Below are 17,733 nucleotides of genomic sequence, written 5' to 3'. Positions count from 1 at the left end.
ACTTGCTAATTATTTCCCGCAATGGGCAACATCACCGGTTTCAAGCAATTCGAGCGCGCGCTGCCCGCCAAGGAGGCCCCGCAGGTGCGCACCACCAACTACCAGGAGTTCATCGGCCTGTACCCGCCCGAGGCGCTGCACCAGCAGGCGGCCCGGTGCATGAACTGCGGCATCCCGTTTTGCCACTCGGGCTGCCCGCTGGGCAACATCATCCCCGAGTTCAACGAGGCCGTGTACCGGCAAGATTGGGAGGACGCCTACCAAATCCTCACCACTACCAACAACTTCCCCGAGTTCACGGGCCGCATTTGCCCCGCCCCGTGCGAGTCGGCCTGCGTGCTGAGCATCCACAGCACGGCGGTGGCCATCGAGGAAATCGAGAAGCACATCATCGAAATTGCCTTTGAGAAAGGCTACGTGCACCCCACGGCGCCGGTGCTAAAAACCGGCAAAACGGTGGCCGTGGTGGGCTCGGGGCCCGCCGGGCTGGCGGTGGCCGCGCAGCTGGCCAAGGCTGGCCACACGGTCACGGTGTTCGAGCGCGACGAGCAGCCCGGGGGCCTGCTGCGCTACGGCGTGCCCGATTTCAAGCTGGAAAAATGGGTGATTGACCGCCGCATCGAGCTGATGGAAAAGGACGGCATCGTGTTCCGCTGCAACACCGAAATCGGCCGCGACTTGCCCGCCGCCGAGCTCCAGCGCACCTTCGACGCCGTGGTGCTGGCCGGCGGCGCCATCGCCCCGCGCGACCTGCCCCTGCCCGGCCGCGAGCTGGCCGGCATCCACTACGCCATGGACTACCTGGGCCAGCAAAACCGCCGCGTGAGCAACATCCCCGTGCAGGGCCCCGACATCCTGGCCACTGATAAACACGTGGTTGTCATCGGCAGCGGCGACACGGGTTCCGACTGCGTGGGCACCGCCAACCGCCAGCAGGCCACCGCCGTGGCCCAGTTCGCCCTCATGAACCAGCCTTCCAATGAGCGGCCGGCCCACACGCCCTGGCCGCACTACCCCACGGTGTTCCGCACCAGCAGCTCGCACGAAGAAGGCTGCCAACGCTACTGGGGCATCCACACCAAGGCGTTTTTGGGCGACGAGCACGGCCACGTCAGGGCCCTGCAGGTGAGCGACGTGACCTGGGAAACCGACGCTATGGGCCGCCGCCTCAAGTCGGAAGAAGTTCCGAATTCGACCCGCGAAATTCCCTGCGAACTGGTGCTGCTGGCAATGGGCTTCCAGGCCAACCCTTACGAGGGCCTGCTGGCCCAGCTGGGCGTGGCCGTGGACGCCAACGGCCTCGTGCAAGCCCCCGAAACCACCTACCAAACCAGCGTGCCCAGCGTGTTCGTGGCTGGCGACATGCGCCGCGGCCAGTCGCTGGTGGTCTGGGCCATTTCAGAAGGCCGCGAAGCCGCCCGCCAAATCGACGTGTTTCTCACGGGGCAGACGGCGCTACCGAGTAAGAATGCCGTGGGCATGTTCGCGTAAGGTGGGCAGGAATTAATTAAAATAGAGGGGCCCCGGCAGCAATTGCTTCCGGGGCCCCTCTATTTTAATTAATTCTGATTATTAGTTCTTTTGCTACTGGATAACAAGGTGTCTATGTAATAATAGGAACAATAATATTCGAACTTATTACTTAAATTTCTTTCCATATTATCTATTTCATTTAATACTATCTCATTATCAAGGAATTTTTCTTTTAAAATAGAGCTAATTAATTTGAATTCGTGAAACCCCTTGTTTTCAATTAACTTTTCTAATTCGTAATCAAATGTAATTGGCTTGATATTATTCGATTTCTTCCTTTTCTTATCGAATACTATTTTATAAGGAACGTTATCTGTTGAATGATAATTAATATTTGTGTGATCTTTATCGGATAGTTGTTCATTTATACTTTGTTTTGTTTCCTGAATAAATAATTTTAAGTCGTTAATAAAAATATCAACGAGATTTTTATATCTAGGGCTTGTATTTTCTAATTCATAAGCGCACAATAAGCTGTCTTTATCATATAAATAATTTGTTTTAATAATGTTCTCAAAACTATTGTTGACAATATTTAATATGCTACTAAACGAAGCATTTTTAATAACACTTTCTATTTCTTCTATTTTTGATTTAAATTGATTCAAAATATTTTTTAATTTATCTATTATTTTGTCAAGATAAATGTTAAGAAAAATTTCATGTCTATTTCTTATATCGTATTTATGATGAATAACTTCCTCAAATTCATAATTTGTGTCCTTGTGATACCTGATATAAGCAATTGAGCTAGAATTAATAGAGTTGCTGAAGATTGCTGAAGATAAAAGTTGAGTATTGTTATTTGTTGTTTTCTTTCTGATGGGATGACCAATCAATTCATTTCTTATATCTCTATTTAACGAATAATTGATATCCAATTTTAAATATCCTTTATTAATATTGCATTTGAATATATGTAGGAGTTCTTCAGTAAAATCTTGTTGAACGTATATTGATTGTAAAAAACCTATTGCAGATTCTAAATTAATGGAAAAAGATTCAGATTTATTTTCGTTATAAATAAGTTCTAAAGTGTCTGAAAAATATCTTAAGATATCACCAAAATAATTAGACCGAACATCTAATGTAAATTTTATTCTGGAGTTACAAAATTTGTATTCCCAAATATAATTGTTCCATATATCGGAAATTCTGTCGAGCTTTTTATGTAGTAAAGTCTTCAATTTTCAGAGCAGATTATTCTTCGTATTGAGAAAATCCTCGATGGTAAATGATGTGATGCAATTTTGTATTGACATTCCAATAGCGGACGTACCAACTTAATTTCGTTAGGTAAGCTTACCCCACCAAATCCAGCACGTCGCGCACGTCGTTGATGTGGTGCTGGGGCCCCAGGGCCATGCAGGTAACGGCGTCGCCGAAGCCGTAGGCGGCCCAGCAGGCGGGCAGGCCGGCGCTGCGGGCAAAGAGCAGGTCGGAGGGCGTGTCGCCGATCATCAGCATGTCGGCGGCGGGCGTGCCCTCGAAGTGCGGCTGCACCACTGCGTAAAACATGTCGGGGGCCGGCTTCAGGGCTAGGGCCCGGTCGGGGAAGCTGCCCTCGCCCACGATGAGCGAGGCGTAGCGGCGCAGGTCGAGCCGGTCGAGCGACGTGCCCAGCGTGACGATGTTTTTGTTGCTGACGTAGGCCAGGCCGTAGCCGGCGGCTTGCAGCTCGGCCAGCACTTCGGGGGCCCCGGCGAAGGGCTGCACCAGCGGCTCGCCCTCAGCGGCGTAAATGGCACGGTAGGCGGGCACCCAGGCCGCCACGTCGGCGTCGGTACCAGCGGGGTGCAGCAGGCGCAGAATTTCGAGGGTGGGCAGGCCCAGCGTCACCACCTCGTCGAGGGCGGCCTTGGTGGGCACCGGGGCGCGGTGCAGGCGGAATACTTGCTGGAGGCTGTGGTAAATGGCCTGGCGGGTGTCGCACAGGGTGCCGTCGTAGTCGAAAAGTAGCGTGGTGTAGGGCATGCGGCAAAGAAAAGCACGCGCCGGCCCCGGTGGGGCCCCAGCGCGCCAAAGGTGAGGCACTGAAACCCCCGGGGGCCCCCGCGGTTATACGGAGCCCCACCAAACGAACAAAAACATGGAATCCCTCAAAGGAAAAATTGCCCTGGTGACCGGCGCCGGCAAAGGCATCGGCCGCGCCACGGCCCTGGCCCTGGCCCACGAAGGCGTGCACGTGGGCCTGCTGGCCCGCACCGAAAGCCAGCTCCAGGAAGTAGCTAAAGAGCTGCAAGCCCTGGGCGTAAAAACCGCTGTGGCCGCCGCCGACGTGGCCGACCGCGCCGCCGTGGAGGCCGCCGTGGCCCACATCCAGCAAGCCCTGGGGCCCATCGACATCCTGATCAACAACGCCGGCATTGGCACCTTCGCCAAGTTCCTTGAGATGGAGCCGGCCGACTGGGAGCACATTATCCAGGTAAACCTGCTGGGCGTGTACTACGTGACGCGCGCCGTGCTGCCCAGCATGATCGAGCGCGAAACCGGCGACATCATCAACGTGGCCTCCACGTCGGGGCTGCGCGCCTCGGCGGGCAGTAGTGCCTACAGCGCCAGCAAGTTTGCCCTCATGGGCCTCACCGAATCGTTGATGCAGGAGGTGCGCAAGCAGAACATCCGCGTGTCGGCCCTCACCCCGAGCACGGTGGCCACGGAACTGGCCATGGGCAACAACCTCACTGATGGCAACCCCGACAAAGTGATGCAGCCCGAGGACTTGGCCGAGTTTATGGTGGCCCAGCTCAAGCTCAACCGCCGCATCTTCATCAAGGAAGCCGGCATGTGGAGCACCAACCCGTAGCGCAGCCAAGCGCCAAATCAAAAAAGGCCGGGGTTCCCAATTGGGGGCCCCGGCCTTTTTTGATTTGGCGCCGAAAGCAAACGTGGCCTGGGGAGCCTGGCCAATGCCGTTGCTTTCGGCTGCGCTAAGCGGCAAAAGAAAAGGCCGCTTTCCTGTTGGAAAACGGCCTTTTATGTAGCGGGGATAGGACTCGAACCTATGACCTTTGGGTTATGAGCCCAACGAGCTACCAACTGCTCCACCCCGCACTGTTTGTAATACAAAGGTAATACAAATTTTAAGAAAAGCCGCAAAAAGTGCGGAAATAGCGCGGCGGGCGGGCGGAAATGGTGAGTATCAGCGCGAAAAAATGCAACGGCGGGGGCAGAGCGGCTACTTTTGCGGGTCTTTCCGCCGCTTATGCCCGCTCCTAACTCTTCGCCCCGCCCCGCCGCCCTGGGTTTTATTTTCGTCACCATCCTCATCGACGTCATTGGGATAGGCATCATCATCCCGGTGCTGCCCAAGCTGCTCGAGCAGCTCACGGGCGAGGGCATCAGCCAGGTATCGGAGTACGCGGGATGGCTGTCGTTTGCCTACGCGGGGGCCCAGTTTTTGTGCGCGCCGGTGGTGGGGGCCCTCAGCGACCGGCTGGGGCGGCGGCCGGTGCTGCTGGCCGCGCTGCTGGGACTGGGGCTTGATTACGTGTTTCTTAGCTTTGCGCCCACGCTGGCCTGGCTGTTTGTGGGGCGGGTGCTGGCGGGCATCACGGGGGCCAGCTTCACCACGGCCACGGCCTACATCGCCGACATCAGCACGCCCGAAAAGCGTGCCCAGAACTTCGGGCTGGTGGGGGCCGCCTTCGGGGTGGGCTTCATCATCGGGCCGGCGCTGGGCGGGCTGCTGGCCACCTGGGGGCCCCGGGTGCCGTTCATGGCGGCAGCGGCACTGAGCCTGCTCAACTTCGCCTACGGATTCTTCATTTTGCCCGAATCGCTGCCCGCCGACCGGCGCCGGCCCTTCGCCTGGTCCCGCGCCAACCCCGTGGCCTCGCTGCTGCGGCTGGGGCGCTACCCGGTCATCCTGGGGCTGGTGGCCTCGCTGGTGCTCATCTACTTAGCGGGCTCGGCCACGCAGTCCATCTGGACGTTCTACACCATCTACAAGTTTGGCTGGGGCACCGACCTGGTGGGCTACTCGCTGGGGGCGGTGGGCCTGTTCACGGCCTTGGTGCAGGGCGGGCTGGTGCGGGTGGCCATCCCGAAGCTGGGGGCCCCGCGCGCCATTGTGGTGGGGCTGCTGTGCTACGCGCTTGGTTTTGTGCTGTTTGCCTTCGCGTCGCGGGGCTGGATGATGTTCGCCTTCCTGGTGCCCTACTGCCTGGGTGGCATCGCGGGGCCGGCGTTGCAGGGCACCATTTCGGGCCAGGTGCCGGCCACCGAGCAGGGCGAATTGCAGGGGGCGCTCACCAGCCTCATTAGCCTCACTGGCGTGGTGGGGCCCTTGTTTATGACGCACTTGTTCGCCGCTTTTTCGGGGCGCGGCGCGGCGGTCGAGTTTCCCGGGGCCCCGTTTGCGCTCGGGGCGGTGCTCACGCTGGCCAGCGCCGCGCTGGCCGTGCGCACGCTGCGCAAGTACCCGGCTGCCACCGCGGCGGAAGCCGGCCCGGTGGCCGCCCTACACTAGCTTTCGGCCAATAAAATTGGGCCCCCAGAAGATTTTTTTGCCTTCCAAAGGCCGCCTGTGCACAACAGACGGCCTTTTTTTATCGCGCCAATTAAATTTTTGGGAAAGAAAGCAGCATGATTACGATTGTTTCGTAGATTTACGAAACAATCGTAATTGAATCTGATGGAACGCCTCACTCAACCCGAAGAAGACGCCCTGCGGGCCCTGTGGCCCTTGGCCGGCGGGGCCTTCGTGAAGGACGTGCTCGACGGCCTTCCCGCCCCGCGCCCACCCTACACCACGCTGGCCAGCACCCTGCGCAACCTGGAGCGCAAGGGCTACGTGCACGCCGAAAAGCTTGGCAACTCCTTTCGCTTCAGTCCCTTGGTCTCGGCCGATGACTACCAGCGCAGCTCGCTGGGGGCCCTGGTGAAGGAGCACTTCCGCGACTCTTATAAGGAGCTGGTATCCTTCTTTGCGAAGGAGGAGAAAATTAGCGCCGCCGATTTGCAGGACATTCTTCGCCTCATCGAAGGCGGCGATAAAAAGGCCGAGTAGCCATGCCGTCCGCGCCGTTGCTCTACCTACTCAAGGCCCACGCGGTGCTGCTGCTGTTTGCGGCCGCCTACTTCGGGCTGCTGCGCCCGCTCACGTTCTTCGCTCTAAACCGGGCGTACCTGGCGTTTACGCTGCTGTTTGCCGCCATCTACCCGGCCCTGCCCGTGCCCGCGCTGTGGCCGGCCGCTGCGCCCGCGCCCGCCGTAGCCTGGGTGCTGGCCGAGCTGCCCGCCGGGGCCCCCGCGGCGGCGCTGCCCGCCCCGGGGCCCGACTGGCCGGCCTGGCTGCTGGCGGCCTACGCGGCCGGCGCGGCGCTGCTGCTGGGCCGCCTGCTGGTGCAGCTGCTGTCGCTGGCGCGGCTGCACCGGGCGGCCCGGCCCGCGCTGGCCCCGGGCGGCATGGCCTACCGGCAGCTGGCCGGCGGGGGCGGCCCGTTCTCCTTCGGCCGCACCATCTACCTCAGCCCCGCGCAGCACCCGGCCCCCGCTGAGCTGGCCGCGGTGCTGGCCCACGAGCAGGCCCATGTGCGCCAGGCCCACACCCTCGACGTGCTGCTGGCCCACGTGGCCACGGCCGTGTTCTGGCTGAACCCGGCGGCGTGGCTGCTGCGCCGCGCCCTGCTCGACAACCTCGAATACCTGGCTGACGCGGCCACCCTGCGCACCGGCCTCGACCGCCGCGCCTACCAGTACAGCTTGCTCCGGCTGGGGCCCCCCGCGGGCAGCCCCGCCCTCGTCTCGCCCTTCTCCTTTTCCACCCTCAAAAACCGCATTCTGATGATGAACCGCCCCGTTTCCAATCGCTTGCAATTGTTGCGCTACGCCCTGGCCGGGCCCCTGGTGGTGGCCGCCGCGCTGGCCTTTTCCGGTGCCCAGGCAGAGCCCGTGCCGCTCCCCGCAGTAGCCCCCGTAGCCCCAAAGCTGCTGCCCTCCGACGCGGTGTACTACGTGGACGGCCAGCTGGTGGCCTCCGACGCCCTTAGCGTCGTGAAACCCGAAAGCATTAGCTCCATCAACGTGCTAAAAGGCCAGCAGGCCGAGGCGCTGACGGGCAAGGCCACGGGCAGCGGAGCAATTTTGGTGACCACCAAGGGCCACGAGAATTCGCCGGAAGTGCTGGCCTTCAATGAGAAAGTGCGACGCCTGGCCCCGCGCCTAATGGGCATCAACGACCAGGGCGAGGCCAGGGCAATGCGCGCTGGGGCCCCCGCAGCGGTTGTAGCAGTAGTGCCTCAGAGCGGCCCGAAGCCCGGGCTCAAGCCGTTCAAAGGGGCGGCGCGCAGCTACTATGTGGACGGCCAGTATGCGGATGCAGTGACCGCTGACGCCGTTAAGGACATAGCCAGTATGCAAATTTTGAAGGGCGAAATGGCGAAGCAGTTTTTGGGCTACAACGGTGACTCGCGCATCGTCATTGCCGTCACCACGAAAGCCAAAATGGATTCGCCTGAAGTGGTCGAATTTAATAAAAGAATCCAGCAGATAGCGCCGCAAAAAGGGCAGATTGCCTTCCATGCCACTGGGGGCCCCCAGCCAATTGCCCCCGCTCAAACGGCCCCGCCTGCTGGCCGCGCCGTGTCCATCAGCTACGTGGCGGCCCCGGCGCTGGCCTACATCACCAAGAATTACCCCGATAGCCGAATTACGGGCGTCACGGAGTTGAAAAATGCTAAAACCGGGCAATTGAACTACCGCGTGGAAGTGACGCAAGGCCGCCGCCCACAGTACGCTGTGTTTGACGCCCAAGGCCAGCCGGTAATTGAATAAATAGGGCCCCAGCGGCCATTCACGTTTTTCCTTTCCCCATTTCCACCCATCCAATCCCTTCATTCCCATGCAAAACCAACCCGTTTCCGCCCGTTTGCTGAGCCTGCGCCGTGTCCTGCTGGGGCCCCTGGCCGTGGCGCTGGCCTTGGGGGGCGCCGCCGCCCACGCCCAAACCGTGACACCCACGGTGGTGGCCAACGAGCCCAAAAAGCCGCTGCCCACCGACGTAACCTACTACGTGGACGGCAAGCTGATGGCCCCCGACGCCCTCAGCACGATGAACCCCGAAAGCATTGGCTCCATCAACGTGCTGAAAGGCAAAGAAGCTGAGGCGCTGACGGGCAAGGCCACGGGCAGCGGGGTAATTTTGGTGACCACCAAAGGCCACGAAAATTCGCCGGAAGTGCTGGCCTTCAACAAGCAGCACAACGTGGTGCTGCACGCTGCCTCGCCGGCGCAAACGGCCGGCATGGCCGCCGCCCGGGCTTACATCGAGAAAACTTATCCCAAGGGCAAGCTGAAAATGGTGTCCGAAGACAAGAAGCAGCCCGGCCACTACGTGGTGCGCTTCGAGGACGGCGGCCAAACCAAGGAGCTGCACTTCGACGGCCAGGGTCAACCGGTGGCCCAATAGGGCCCCTAGCCGGCCAAAATGCGGGCCGTGACGAGCAACTGGCCCACGTGGCGCTGGGTGTGCTCGGCGGCGTGCACCAGCAGGCCGATGACGGTGGACGGCAGGGCGGCGCGGCCCACCGGGCGGTACTCGGTCAGCGTATTTTCGGGGGTAAGGTGCAGCTGGGCCAGGGCCTGCTGCACCTTACCCCCGAAGGCGTTTTGCAGGTATTCTACCTGACTATCAGGGGCCCCATTGCCGGGGGCAGGGTGGCCCTCGGCGGCGAGGTAGGCGAGCTGCGCGGGGCTGAGGGGCTGGTGCTGGGCATAGGTGAGCATGCGGTCGAGCACGCCGGCCAGGTGCTGGAGGTGGAAGCCCACCGAGGCCACGCCGGCCGGCCGCTCCCACAGCTTTTCGGCGGGAAAAGACGCCAGGGCCGCGGCCACGTCAGCCTGGGCTTGCAGCAGGGCGTGGGCCACCGGCTGGAGCAGCGGCGGCACGGCGGGCAGGGGCCCCCGGAGCCACACTTCGGGTAGTTTGTCGGACATAAGGCAAGAATATAGCTTCTGCGTAACCCGCACGCGGCAAAAACTTCCCAGCGCGGGCGGGGCGGCCGTACTTTTACGGCCTATGTCCGCTACCCTCCCCGCCGAAACGCTGCTGGCTGCCGCCGAGCAGTTTGGCACCCCGCTCTACGTGTACCAGGCTGAAACCATCGCCCGGCAGTACCACCAGCTGGAAACGGCCTTCACGGGCCACCCCACGCGGTTTTTTTATGCCTGCAAGGCCCTGAGCAACCAGGCCATCCTGCGCCACATCCGGGGCCTGGGCGCGGGCCTCGACTGCGTGAGCCTGAACGAAGTGAAGCTGGGCCTGCACGCCGGCTTCGCGCCCGAAAACATCCTCTTCACGCCCAACAGCGTTGCGTTTGAGGAAATTGTGGCCGCCAAAGACCTGGGCGTGCACCTCAACATCGACAACATTTCGATGCTGGAACGCTTCGGCACCACCTTCGGCGGCAGCTACCCGGTGTGCATCCGGCTGAACCCGCACATCGAGGCGGGCGGCAACTACAAGATTTCCACCGGCCACATTGATAGTAAGTTCGGCATCAGCATCCACCAAATGCGCCACCTCGAGCGCGTGGTGAAGGGCACCGGCCTGAACGTGAAGGGCCTGCACATGCACACGGGCTCCGAAATCAAGGACGTGGACGTGTTTCTGCGGGCCCTGGATGTGCTGTTCGAAGCCGCCCGCCGCTTCCCCGACCTGGAGTTTCTGGACCTGGGCTCGGGCTTTAAGGTGCCCTACAAGCCCGGCGACGTGGCCACCGACATGGATGAGCTAGGCCGCCGCGTCACGGCCGCCTTCGCCGAGTTTGAGCAGGAGTACGGCCGGCCGCTGCAAGCCTGGTTTGAGCCAGGCAAGTACCTCGTCAGCGAGGCCGGGTTCCTGCTGGTGCGCGTGGCCGTGGTGAAGCAAACGCCCGCCACAGTATTCGCCGGCGTCGATTCGGGGTTCAACCACCTCATCCGGCCCATGTTCTACGACAGCTACCACACCATCAGCAACTTGAGCCACCCCGAGGGCCCCGAGCGGGTGTACACGGTGGTGGGCAACATCTGCGAAACCGACACCTTCGCCTGGGACCGCCGCCTGCCCGAAGTGCGCGAAGGCGACCTGCTGGCCTTCCACAACGCCGGCGCCTACGGCTTCGAAATGAGCAGCAGCTTCAACTCGCGCGTGCGCCCCGCCGAAGTGCTCCTGGAAAACGGCCAATTACGACAAATCCGCCGCCGCCAAACCTTTGAGGACCTGCTGGCGGGTCAAGAATAATTAATTAGTCGTTCCGAATTAATTAATTCGGAACGGCTAGTTAATTAAATAATAGACAAGGCCCTCATGCTGAACGAAGTGAAGCATCTTTCCTGCAATGTAATTACTTACTTGCGCAAAAAAAGATGCTTCACTTCGTTCAGCATGAGGGCCTTTTGGCATAACGGCCTATTGGCAGCCATGCCCGTCCGTAGCTAATTATTAGTTAGCTGTTCATTATCTTTTCCTGGTGGGTAACGGACTCCAGGTGAACGGCTTCCATGTAGCGCTCCACAAAGTCTTCGGTGAGGCCAACTTGGGCCCCCTGGCGCTTGCTGCGCTCCATGATTTCGTTGAGGCGGGCGGTTTGCAGGATGGTGATGTCGTTGTCCTTCTTGTACTGGCCAATTTTTTCGGCTACGGCCATGCGGCGGCCCAGCAACTGCATTACCTCGGCGTCGAGGTTATTGATTTGCTCGCGCAGGCCGGCCAGCGCGTTCAGGAACTCGGCTTTATCCGTGGTTTCGTGGCGCCATACCAAGTCGGTAATAAGTTGGCCGAGCACCTCGGGCGTGATTTGCTGCTTGGCGTCGCTCCAAGCGTTGTCGGGGTCGATGTGGCTCTCAATCATCGTCCCGTCGAAGTCCAAATCCAGGGCCTGCTGGGCCACGGCAAACAGCGTGTCGCGCCGGCCGCAGATGTGGCTGGGGTCGTTGAGGATGGGCAGCTCGGGCATCCGGCGCTTCATTTCGATGGGCAGGTGCCACATCGGAGCGTTGCGGAAATCGGTGTTGCCGTAGCTCGAAAAGCCGCGGTGAATCATGCCTACTTGCTTCAAACCTGCCTTCTGTAGGCGTTCGATGGCGCCCACCCACAGCTCCAACTCGGGGTGAATGGGGTTTTTTACCAGCACTGGAATGTCCACGCCGCGCAAGGCGTTGGCAATTTCCTGCACCGAGAACGGGTTGCCGGTGGTGCGCGCACCTACCCAGACAAGGTCTACGCCGAAGGCGAGGCAGTCCTCGACGTGCTTGGCGGTGGCCACTTCCACGGCCACGGGCAGGCCGGTTAGCTCACTGGCTTTTTTCAGCCAGGGCAGGCCCTTGGCGCCCACGCCCTCAAAGCCGCCGGGCTTGGTGCGGGGCTTCCAAATGCCGGCGCGCAGGGCCTGCACTTTGCCGGTGGCGGCCAGGCGCTGGCAGGTTTCCAGCACCTGGTCTTCGGTTTCGGCTGAGCAGGGCCCCGAAATGAGGAACGGCTTGTCGTTGGGTTGGCGGTTGAAGAGTTTGTCGAACATGATGTTTGGGAGTGTTGTGTGGTTGCAGAGAGAAGGTAAGCCGTGGTTTGTGCCGGCTTGTACTTTTTATTACTGAATGCTAGGGAATGGTCTTGCGGATGTGGTTGGCCTGGTGAATTTGGTCGGTCAGCCCGGCGTAGTCTTCCTGTGCCAGTAGGTCGCGCAGGTGCTGGAGCTGGTGCAAGTGCTCGTCGAGCACGTCGAGCACGTTGGGCCGGTTTTGGCGGAAGATGGGCACCCACATGGCCGCCGAGCTTTTGGCCAGCCGCACGGTGGACGCAAAGCCACCGCCGGCCAAATCGAAGATGCGTTGCTCCTCCTTTTCTTTTTCCAATACGGTGAGGGCCAGGGCAAAAGAGGTGATGTGCGAGATGTGCGACACGTAAGCCGTGTGCAAGTCGTGGGCCTGCGCATCAAGGTAGAGCAAGCGCATGGGCAGGGCCCTGAACAGTTCTTCAACCAGCTGCACGGCATCGGCGTCGCTGTGGCTGGTGTCGCAGAGCACCACCGTTTTGCCTTCGTAGAGGCCGAGCACGGCGGCATCGGGGCCCGAATACTCGGTGCCGGTCATGGGGTGCGTGGCCACGAAGCGGCCGCGGCGCGGGTGCGCGGCCACGGCCGCCAGCAGCGTCACCTTGGTCGAGCCCACGTCAATCACCGTTTGGTGGGGCCCTGTGGCGTCGAGCACCCGGGGCAACACGGCCAGCATGGCGTCCATGGGCACGGCCACCACCACGAGGTCGGCGCGGCGCACGGCGGCGGGCAGGTCGGTTGCCACCTCGTCCACCAAGCCCAGTTCCAGGGCGCGGCGGGCGTGCTCGGCGTTTTGCTCTACCCCGATGAGGCGCGATGCCAGCCCGTGCTGCCGCAGGCTGAGGGCCAGCGAGCCGCCGATGAGTCCAAGGCCGATGATGGTGACGGTCACAGAATGGGATGCATTAAAAGGTAGACGTAATGAGTGGTGGCGGGCTGCTAGGCGGCGGGCAGCGCAGTGTGCTGGGCCTCGCGCATCGCCACCACCCGGGCCAGGGCCTCGCGCAGCAGGCTTTCGGGCTGGCACAGGCTGGCGCGGATGTAGCCCAGGCCGTTGCTGCCAAAAATGCCGCCGGGCGTCAAAAATACCCGGGCTTCGGCCAGCACGGCGTCGCTCAGGGCGTAGCCGTCGGCGTATTGCGGCGGCACGGGGGCCCAAATGAAGAGGCCCACTTGGCCCGGCGCGGGGGCGCAGCCCAACGCTTGCAGCAGCTCCACTACCAGCGTGCGGCGGGCGCGGTACGTGGCGTTCAGCTCGGCGAACCAGTCGTCGCCCAGCGCCAAGGCGGCCACGGCAGCCTGCTGCACGGGCAAAAACATACCCGAATCCATGTTGCTCTTAAAGCGGAGTATATCGGCCAGCAAATCGGCGCGGCCCACCAGGGCCCCTACGCGCCAGCCGGCCAGGTTGTGCGACTTGCTCAGCGAATTCAGTTCCAGGGCCACGTCCTTGGCGCCGGGGATGGACAGCAAGCTCGTGGGCGGCGTCTCGTTCAGCACGAAGCCGTAGGGGTTGTCGTGCACCAGCAGGATGTTGTGGGCCCGGGCGAATTCCACGAGTTCGGTGAGGAACGGCCGGCCGGCGGGGGTGCCGGTGGGCATGTGCGGGTAGTTCACCAGCATCAGCTTCACCCGGCTCAAATCGGTGGCCGCCAGGGCCCCCAGGTCGGGCAGCCAGCCGGTGGCGGCGGTTAGGTCGTATTCGCGCACCTCGGCCCCGCAGATTTCGGCCACGGCGCGGTAGGTTGGGTAGCCGGGGTTGGGAATGAGTACTGCGTCGCCGGCTTCCAAAAACGTCATCCCGATGTGCATCAGGCCCTCCTTCGAGCCCAGCAGCGGCAATATTTCGGTGGCCGGGTCGAGGGCTACGCCGTAGTGGCGCTGGTAGAACGCGGCCAGGGCCCCGCGCAGGGCCGGCGTGCCCTGGTAGCTCTGGTAGCCGTGGGCGGTGGGCAGCGCCGCGGTGGCCGCCAGGGCCGCCGTCACGCTCGGGTGCGGCGGCAAGTCGGGGCTGCCGATGCCCAGGCTGATGATGTTGGCCCCCGCCGCATTCAGGGCCGCTAGCTCGCGCAGCTTGCGCGAGAAATAGTATTCACCGGTGTGGCTGAGGCGGCTGGCTACGGAGACGTTCATCTTAATTCAGTTAATTATTAATTGACGGGTTCTATTGGAATAATTAATTACTCGCTTGCTCTTTAATTGCCGTCACTAATTCCTCGAATTCCATGCTGCCGCGCTGGTACGCGCCCAGCACGCGCAGCTCCTCCGTTACGCGGGGCAGCTCTTGCAGCAGCGCTTCCAGCAGGGCAGGGTTGTCAAATTCTACGTCGGCGTGGAAGCCGTAGTGCCAGGGCTGGCTGGGGCGGGGGCACGACTGCAACTTGCTCAGATTGAGGCCGTGGGCGGCCACCAGCGTGAGCACCTGGGCCAGGCAGCCCGGCGCGTGCGAGGTGTAGAAATACAGCGATGCTTTATCGGGCGCGGCTACGGGCTGGGCTTCCGGGGCCCGCTCCAGCACCAGGAATCGGGTGTAGTTGTGGGGGTCGTCGTGGATGGCGGGGGCCAGCAATTGCAGGCCGAACGCCGTGGCCGCTTGGGCCCCCGCCACCACGGCCACGCCCGGGGTTTGGCGCTCGGCCAGCAGTTGGGCGCTGAGGCCCGTGTCTTCGGTTTCGACGAGCTGCCAGTGGGGGTGCTGGGCCAGGAAATCGCCGCACTGGCGCAAAGCCATCGGGTGCGAGTGCACCGCGTGCACGTCGGCCAGCGTGGCGCCGGGCAGGGCCAGCAGGTGTTGGTGAATGGGCAGGTACACCTCGCCGGTGATAGTGAGGTTGGCCCGCTCTAGCAGTAAATAATTAGGCAAAATGCTGCCGGCCAACGAATTCTCCATGGCCATGAGGGCGGCGTCGGCGCGGCCGTCGGCTACCTGGGCCACCACTTCGCCAAAGGTGGCGCAGAAGTTCAGGGCCGCGGCGGCCCCGAAGTATTGGCGGGCCGCTACTTGGTGGAAACTTCCTTGAAAACCCTGGATGGCAACGCGCATGGCAATGGGGATGAAAAAACGACAATAAAAAAGGCCGCCGGAAGTCCGGGGGCCTTGCTGAGTTGGGTAGGTGTGCTGATTAATTAGCACCCGCAACGGCAGGCCCGGTCCTTCTTAAAAAAGAAGAAGCCGCGGTAACCGAAATAATAAAAAACGGGGGCAGTGTGCATCGAAGTAGAGAAAACTAGGCATTAAAAAAGCGCCTCCCGAAGAACGAGCGGCGCTAGCGGTAGGCTACGAAGCGGCTCGTTCTACGCGGCGGCGTAGAAGAAATAAAAGCCAAAAAAGTAGCTGGTGCGGGGCATGTGGTGGCGGGTTTGCGGCGGCAAGTTGCGGGCGGATACCGGAAAATCCTAGCAGATGAAGAAAAAATATTGCCACCGGGGCCCTAACTAACTGGCGTTAGTACAGCTTTTTCCGCCAAAGATTCTACTTTCACGGCATGATAAAAGCACCTCTTCGCGCCAGCTTGGCGGCCACGGCGCTGGCCCTAGCCAGCTGCGCCGGCAGCGCCCCGGCCACCACGGCGGTGGCCCCGCCGGCCGCCAGCCCCACCACGCCGCCCGCTGCGCCCGCCCCTAAAGGCGTGGGCCTCGACGTGGCCGACCTCGACCGCACGGTGGACGCGTGCGACAACTTCTACCAGTTTTCGGGTGGCAATTGGCTCAAGAATAACCCGCTGCCCGACTATGCCTCGCGCTGGGGCCCCCGCAACCTGCTTGGTGAGCGCACCCAGAAGCTGCTGCGCCAAATTCTGGAAGACGCGGCCGCCAACCGCAACGCGGCCCCGGGCTCGAACGCCCAAAAAGTGGGCGACTTCTACGCCGCGGCCATGGACACGGCGGCCATTGAGCGGGCCGGCCTGGGGCCCCTGCGGCCCGAGCTGGCCCGCATTGGGGCCCTGCGCGACCGGGCGCAGCTGCCCGCGCTCATCGCGCACGAGCACGAGCTGCAAACGGGCGTATTCTTCCGCGGTGGGGTGCAGGTAGACGAGAAGAACACGACCCGCTACGTGGTGCAAATGGACCAGGGCGGCCTCACGCTGCCCGACCGCGACTACTACTTCAAGGACGACGCGCGCACAGCCAAGGTGAAGGCCGCGTACCGCGCGTATATGACGCAGGTGTTTGGCCTGCTGGGCGATAAGCCCGCCGAAGCGGCCCGCGACGCCGCGGCCGTGGAGGGCATCGAAACCCGCTTGGCCAAGGGCTCGCGCACCCGCGTGGAGCTGCGCGACCCGCAGGCCAACTACAACCAGATGGCCCTGGCCGCAGCCCAAAAGCGCTACCCCGCCCTCAGCCCCGCGCGCCTGCTGGCGGCCCAGCAACTGGGCAAAGCGCAGGAGGTGATTGTGGGCCAGCCAGCCTTTTTCGACGAGCTGAACGCGGTGCTGAAAACCGAGCCGCTGGCCGACCTTAAGACGTACATGCGCTGGCACTTGGTGCGCTCGGTGGCCCCGGCCTTGCCCGCGGCCTACGCCGATGCGGCCTTCGCCTATAGCCAGGTGCTGACCGGCGCCAAGCAGCAGCCCGCCCGCTGGAAGCGCGTGCAAACCGCCACCGACCAGAACCTGGGCGAAGCCTTCGGGCAGCTCTACGTGGACCAGGCCTTTAGCCCCGCGGCCAAGCAAAAGGCCCTGGAAATGGTGAACAACGTGAAGGCCAGCATGGCCGAGCACATCCAAACCAACACCTGGATGAGCGCGCCCACCAAGGCCGAGGCCCTGAAGAAGCTGGGGGCCCTGCACGTGAAAATTGGCTACCCCGACGTGTGGAAGGACTACTCGCAGCTCGCCATCACCCGCGCCTCGTACGTGCAAAACCTGCTGGCCGCCCGCGCCTGGGACAGCCGCCAGGAGCTGGCGAAGTTTGGGGGCCCCATCGACCGCAACGAGTGGGGCATGACGCCCTCCACCATCAACGCGTACTACAACCCGCCGCTGAACGAAATCGTGTTCCCGGCTGGCTACTTGCAGCCGCCGTTCTTCGACCCCAAGGCCGACGACGCGGTGAACTACGGCGCCATTGGCGGGGTGATGGGCCACGAAATGACCCACGGCTTCGACGACCAGGGGCGCCAGTACGACGCCCAGGGCAACCTGCGCGATTGGTGGACGCCCGCCGACGCGGCCGAATTCACAAAGCGGGCGGCCATTGTGGGGCGCCAGTACGACGAGTTTTCGCCCCTCGATTCGGTGCACGTGAACGGCAAGCTGACGATGGGCGAAAACCTGGCCGACTTTGCCGGCCTCACCGTGGTGTACGGGGCCCTGGAGAAGCAATTGCAGCAGCGCTACGGCACCGGGCCCCGGCCCAACTTCGACGGCTTCACGCCCGAGCAGCGCTTCTTTCTGAGCTGGGCCCAGCTGCGGCGCTCCAACATCCGGCCCGAGGCCCTGCGCCAGCAAATCCTTACCGACCCGCACTCGCCCGACCAGTACCGCACCATCGGGCCCATCATGAACATGCCGCAGTTCCAGGCCGCCTTTGGCTGCAAAGAGGGCAGCAAAATGACGCGCGCCACGGCCGACCGGGCCGTAATTTGGTAACCCATACGAACTTCTCAACCGCCACAAAGCGGGGGGGCCGGCGCAAGCTGTGGTCCCCGTTTTTTTATAACCGG

At 61.9% G+C, this 17,733-nt stretch carries 15 protein-coding genes and 1 tRNA gene; 8 read left to right on the top strand and 8 right to left on the bottom strand.

The features are described from left to right. Positions 1-21: 21 nt before the first annotated feature. On the top strand, positions 22-1,491 hold the full coding sequence (locus EAH73_RS14040) for a glutamate synthase subunit beta (protein ID WP_140467568.1): 1,470 nt from the start codon (positions 22-24) through the stop codon (positions 1,489-1,491). A gap of 68 nt (positions 1,492-1,559) precedes the next feature. Here the strand turns inward: EAH73_RS14040 and EAH73_RS14035 are convergent, their stop codons facing one another. Beyond that, positions 1,560-2,720, bottom strand: coding sequence for a hypothetical protein (locus EAH73_RS14035; RefSeq protein ID WP_140467566.1), 1,161 nt, complete (start codon positions 2,718-2,720; stop codon positions 1,560-1,562). A gap of 115 nt (positions 2,721-2,835) precedes the next feature. Continuing rightward, positions 2,836-3,507, bottom strand: a complete 672-nt coding sequence (locus EAH73_RS14030) for an HAD family hydrolase (protein ID WP_140467564.1) — start codon at positions 3,505-3,507, stop codon at positions 2,836-2,838. A gap of 115 nt (positions 3,508-3,622) precedes the next feature. Here EAH73_RS14030 and EAH73_RS14025 point away from each other — a divergent pair, with 115 nt between their 5' ends. Next, complete coding sequence (locus tag EAH73_RS14025) at positions 3,623-4,339, top strand: 3-ketoacyl-ACP reductase (RefSeq protein ID WP_140467562.1); 717 nt, start codon at positions 3,623-3,625, stop codon at positions 4,337-4,339. Positions 4,340-4,514: 175 nt separating this feature from the next. Here EAH73_RS14025 and EAH73_RS14020 read toward each other — a convergent pair. Continuing rightward, positions 4,515-4,587, bottom strand: a tRNA-Met gene (locus EAH73_RS14020). A 151-nt stretch (positions 4,588-4,738) separates the two neighbouring features. Here EAH73_RS14020 and EAH73_RS14015 point away from each other — a divergent pair. The 4 genes from EAH73_RS14015 to EAH73_RS14000 all read left to right on the top strand — a co-directional run bounded on the left by EAH73_RS14015 (position 4,739) and on the right by EAH73_RS14000 (position 8,944). Continuing rightward, positions 4,739-6,004, top strand: a complete 1,266-nt coding sequence (locus EAH73_RS14015) for a TCR/Tet family MFS transporter (protein WP_140467560.1) — start codon at positions 4,739-4,741, stop codon at positions 6,002-6,004. Between the two features lie 165 nt (positions 6,005-6,169). Beyond that, positions 6,170-6,544: a BlaI/MecI/CopY family transcriptional regulator gene (locus EAH73_RS14010; protein ID WP_140467558.1), complete on the top strand. Its 375-nt coding sequence runs from the start codon at positions 6,170-6,172 to the stop codon at positions 6,542-6,544. Positions 6,545-6,546: 2 nt separating this feature from the next. Next, the gene (locus tag EAH73_RS14005; RefSeq protein WP_140467556.1) at positions 6,547-8,310 is read left to right on the top strand and encodes a M56 family metallopeptidase; all 1,764 of its coding nucleotides are present in this window, start codon (positions 6,547-6,549) and stop codon (positions 8,308-8,310) included. 67 nt (positions 8,311-8,377) lie between these two features. Next, complete coding sequence (locus EAH73_RS14000; RefSeq protein ID WP_140467554.1) at positions 8,378-8,944, top strand: hypothetical protein; 567 nt, start codon at positions 8,378-8,380, stop codon at positions 8,942-8,944. Positions 8,945-8,949: 5 nt separating this feature from the next. Here the strand turns inward: EAH73_RS14000 and EAH73_RS13995 are convergent, their stop codons facing one another. Then, the gene (locus EAH73_RS13995) at positions 8,950-9,471 is read right to left on the bottom strand and encodes a DinB family protein (RefSeq protein ID WP_140467552.1); all 522 of its coding nucleotides are present in this window, start codon (positions 9,469-9,471) and stop codon (positions 8,950-8,952) included. Between the two features lie 82 nt (positions 9,472-9,553). Between EAH73_RS13995 and lysA the strand changes: the two genes are divergently transcribed. Continuing rightward, positions 9,554-10,759 (top strand): diaminopimelate decarboxylase, encoded by a 1,206-nt coding sequence (gene lysA / locus EAH73_RS13990; protein ID WP_140467550.1) that lies wholly within the window; start codon positions 9,554-9,556, stop codon positions 10,757-10,759. A gap of 205 nt (positions 10,760-10,964) precedes the next feature. On the opposite strand, the gene EAH73_RS13985 is transcribed toward lysA, so the two are convergent. The 4 genes from EAH73_RS13985 to EAH73_RS13970 form a co-directional block, all read right to left on the bottom strand. Continuing rightward, entirely contained in the window at positions 10,965-12,035 is a 1,071-nt protein-coding gene (locus EAH73_RS13985; protein ID WP_140467548.1) for a chorismate mutase, read from the bottom strand. 79 nt (positions 12,036-12,114) lie between these two features. After that, positions 12,115-12,960: a prephenate dehydrogenase gene (locus EAH73_RS13980; RefSeq protein ID WP_140467546.1), complete on the bottom strand. Its 846-nt coding sequence runs from the start codon at positions 12,958-12,960 to the stop codon at positions 12,115-12,117. A gap of 47 nt (positions 12,961-13,007) precedes the next feature. Continuing rightward, complete coding sequence (locus EAH73_RS13975) at positions 13,008-14,201, bottom strand: pyridoxal phosphate-dependent aminotransferase (protein WP_140467544.1); 1,194 nt, start codon at positions 14,199-14,201, stop codon at positions 13,008-13,010. A 43-nt stretch (positions 14,202-14,244) separates the two neighbouring features. Further along, on the bottom strand, positions 14,245-15,111 hold the full coding sequence (locus EAH73_RS13970; RefSeq protein ID WP_140467542.1) for a prephenate dehydratase: 867 nt from the start codon (positions 15,109-15,111) through the stop codon (positions 14,245-14,247). A 442-nt stretch (positions 15,112-15,553) separates the two neighbouring features. Here EAH73_RS13970 and EAH73_RS13965 point away from each other — a divergent pair, with 442 nt between their 5' ends. Further along, positions 15,554-17,659: a M13 family metallopeptidase gene (locus tag EAH73_RS13965; protein WP_140467540.1), complete on the top strand. Its 2,106-nt coding sequence runs from the start codon at positions 15,554-15,556 to the stop codon at positions 17,657-17,659. The last annotated feature ends 74 nt before the right edge of the window (positions 17,660-17,733 follow it).

The sequence above is a fragment of the Hymenobacter nivis genome (assembly GCF_006439025.1).
In the GTDB taxonomy this organism is placed as follows: Bacteria; Bacteroidota; Bacteroidia; order Cytophagales; family Hymenobacteraceae; genus Hymenobacter; species Hymenobacter nivis_A.
This window is presented reverse-complemented; position numbering and strand designations above follow the sequence as displayed.

Coding starts and splice junctions, on each gene's coding strand:
- EAH73_RS14040 (WP_140467568.1), top strand. CDS start 22: ATGGGCAACATCACCGGTTTCAAGCAATTCGAGCGCGCGCTGCCCGCC.
- EAH73_RS14030 (WP_140467564.1), bottom strand. CDS start 3,507: ATGCCCTACACCACGCTACTTTTCGACTACGACGGCACCCTGTGCGAC.
- EAH73_RS14025 (WP_140467562.1), top strand. CDS start 3,623: ATGGAATCCCTCAAAGGAAAAATTGCCCTGGTGACCGGCGCCGGCAAA.
- EAH73_RS14015 (WP_140467560.1), top strand. CDS start 4,739: ATGCCCGCTCCTAACTCTTCGCCCCGCCCCGCCGCCCTGGGTTTTATT.
- EAH73_RS14010 (WP_140467558.1), top strand. CDS start 6,170: ATGGAACGCCTCACTCAACCCGAAGAAGACGCCCTGCGGGCCCTGTGG.
- EAH73_RS14005 (WP_140467556.1), top strand. CDS start 6,547: ATGCCGTCCGCGCCGTTGCTCTACCTACTCAAGGCCCACGCGGTGCTG.
- EAH73_RS14000 (WP_140467554.1), top strand. CDS start 8,378: ATGCAAAACCAACCCGTTTCCGCCCGTTTGCTGAGCCTGCGCCGTGTC.
- EAH73_RS13995 (WP_140467552.1), bottom strand. CDS start 9,471: ATGTCCGACAAACTACCCGAAGTGTGGCTCCGGGGGCCCCTGCCCGCC.
- lysA (WP_140467550.1), top strand. CDS start 9,554: ATGTCCGCTACCCTCCCCGCCGAAACGCTGCTGGCTGCCGCCGAGCAG.
- EAH73_RS13985 (WP_140467548.1), bottom strand. CDS start 12,035: ATGTTCGACAAACTCTTCAACCGCCAACCCAACGACAAGCCGTTCCTC.
- EAH73_RS13975 (WP_140467544.1), bottom strand. CDS start 14,201: ATGAACGTCTCCGTAGCCAGCCGCCTCAGCCACACCGGTGAATACTAT.
- EAH73_RS13970 (WP_140467542.1), bottom strand. CDS start 15,111: ATGCGCGTTGCCATCCAGGGTTTTCAAGGAAGTTTCCACCAAGTAGCG.
- EAH73_RS13965 (WP_140467540.1), top strand. CDS start 15,554: ATGATAAAAGCACCTCTTCGCGCCAGCTTGGCGGCCACGGCGCTGGCC.